Origin of the sequence: Mesorhizobium sp. M7A.F.Ca.ET.027.03.2.1 (genome assembly GCF_003999175.1) — a bacterium.
In the GTDB taxonomy this organism is placed as follows: domain Bacteria; phylum Pseudomonadota; class Alphaproteobacteria; order Rhizobiales; family Rhizobiaceae; genus Mesorhizobium.
The window spans coordinates 1-2436 of record NZ_RZOM01000944.1; the positions used below are offsets into that span (position 1 = coordinate 1).

A 2436-nucleotide genomic window follows, 5' to 3' on the forward strand; every position below is an offset into this window, starting at 1 on the left:
GTCTTCATCCATGACATGGAGTTGGAGAACAGCTACGGCAAGCCGATCGACCTGACTGATGGCGGCGCGCTGTTCGAGGACGCTTTCCTCTCTGTCTGGCGAGGCGATGTCGACAATGACGGCTATAACGGCCTTGCCCAGACCGCCGGCTTGTGGTCAGGCGAGATCACGATCCTGCGCGCCTATGGCCGCTATCTGCAGCAGGTCGGCATCCCGCAAAGCCAGGATTTCATCGCCGCCGCGCTCAATCGCTATCCCGACATAGCGCGGGGCCTGCATGCGCTGTTCATCGCCCGGCTTGGCCCGACAGCCGAGACCGAAGGCGTGGTGGCCGCAAAGCACCTCAAGGCCAAGATCAAGGACGCGCTGGAGGATGTGCCGAACATCGATGACGACACCATCATCCGGCGCTATCTCAATCTGATCGAAGCCTCGCTGCGCACCAATCATTTCGTTGCCGATACGAAAGAGAAAGGCCAGTCGCTGGCGATCAAACTCGATTCGCACGCGGTCGAGGGCTTGCCGGCGCCGCGGCCGTGGCGAGAGATCTTCGTCTACGGTTCCGAGGTCGAAGGCCTGCATCTGCGCTTCGGTCCGGTGGCGCGCGGCGGCCTGCGCTGGTCCGACCGCGCCCAGGACTACCGCACCGAGGTGCTCGGCCTGGTCAAGGCACAGCAGGTCAAGAATGCCGTCATCGTGCCGGTTGGCGCCAAGGGCGGCTTCTATCCGAAGAAGCTGCCGATGAGCGCCGGTCGCGACGCGATCTTCGAGGCCGGCACCTCGGCCTACAAGAATTTCGTCTCCAGCCTGCTGTCGATCACCGACAATATCGGTCTCGACGGTGTCATCCCCCCGGCCGGCGTCATCAGACGCGAACCGGACGATCCGTATTTCGTCGTTGCCGCCGACAAGGGCACGGCGACCTTCTCCGACACCGCCAACGCGATCTCAGAGAAGCACGGCTTCTGGCTCGACGACGCCTTCGCCAGCGGCGGCTCGGCCGGCTATGACCACAAAAAGATGGGCATCACCGCCAAGGGCGCCTGGGAAGCGGTCAAGCGGCATTTCCGCGAGATCAACCGCGATATCCAGACCTCGTCCTTCACGGTCGTCGGGGTTGGCGACATGTCGGGCGACGTGTTCGGCAACGGCATGCTTTTGTCGCCGAAAACCCGGCTGATCGCCGCCTTCGACCATCGCGACATCTTTATCGACCCCGATCCCGACATGGCAGCCTCGATGGCCGAGCGCGAGCGCATGTTCGCGCTGCCGCGTTCGAGCTGGCAGGACTACGACAAGACGAAACTGTCGGAAGGCGGCATCATCGTCTCGCGCAACCAGAAATCGATCACCTTGCCGGCGGCGGCGGCGGCGGCGATCGGCCTGGCCAAGACCACCGCCACGCCGGTCGAGATCATGACCGCCATCCTCAAGGCCCCGGTCGATCTCCTGTGGTTCGGCGGCATCGGCACCTATTTGCGGGCATCGACCGAAACCAACGCCGAAGTCGGCGATCGCGCCAACGATGCCATTCGCATCACCGCGCTCGATGTCCGGGCGAAAGTGATCGGCGAGGGCGCCAATCTCGGCGTCACGCAGCGGGCGCGCATCGAGTTCGGCCTGAATGGTGGCCGCTGCAATTCCGACGCCATCGACAATTCGGGCGGCGTCAACTGTTCCGACGTCGAGGTCAACATCAAGATCGCGCTGGCATCCGCCATGCGCAAGGGGTCGTTGACGCGCCCGGCACGCAACAAGCTGCTCGCCGAGATGACCGACGAGGTCGGCTCGCTGGTGCTGTCGAACAACTACCAGCAGACGCTGGCGCTTTCGATCGCCCGCAAGCGCGGCCTCGCCGACATCGCGCATCAGAGCCGCTTCATGACGGCGCTGGAAGCGCGTGGCCTGCTCGACCGCGCGGTGGAGACGCTGCCGTCGCCGGCAGCGCTCGCCGAGCGCGAAGCGCGTGGCGAACCGCTGACGAGAGCCGAACTCGGCGTGCTGCTCGCCTATGCCAAGATCGTGCTGTTTTCCGACATCGTCGCCAGCGACGTGCCTGATGACGCGCATTTCGATCGCGACCTGATGGGCTATTTTCCCGACCGGATGGCGAAGAAATACGCCACTGAGATCCATGGCCACCGGCTGCGCCGCGAGATCATCACGCGGGTCGTCGCCAACGACCTGGTCAATCGCGGCGGCCCGTCCTTCGTCAACCGGCTGCAGGAAGCCACGGGGCGCACCGCCGCCGACGTGGTGCGGACCTTCGCCTTGGTGCGCGACGGTTTTGCCTTGCCGGCGCTCTATCGCGAGATCGACGCGCTCGACAACCAGATCGACGGCCAGGTGCAGCTCGATCTCTATCAGATGGTCAGCCGCCTTATCTACGTGACCAGCGGCTGGTACCTCAAGAACGATGCCGGCACGGCACCCCTC

1 protein-coding gene is annotated in these 2436 nt (G+C 64.4%); it reads left to right on the top strand.

Annotated elements, in window-relative coordinates; translation table 11 throughout:
- On the top strand, positions 1–2436 hold a 2436-nt coding region (locus EN750_RS29375; protein WP_145968019.1), incomplete at both ends, for an NAD-glutamate dehydrogenase domain-containing protein.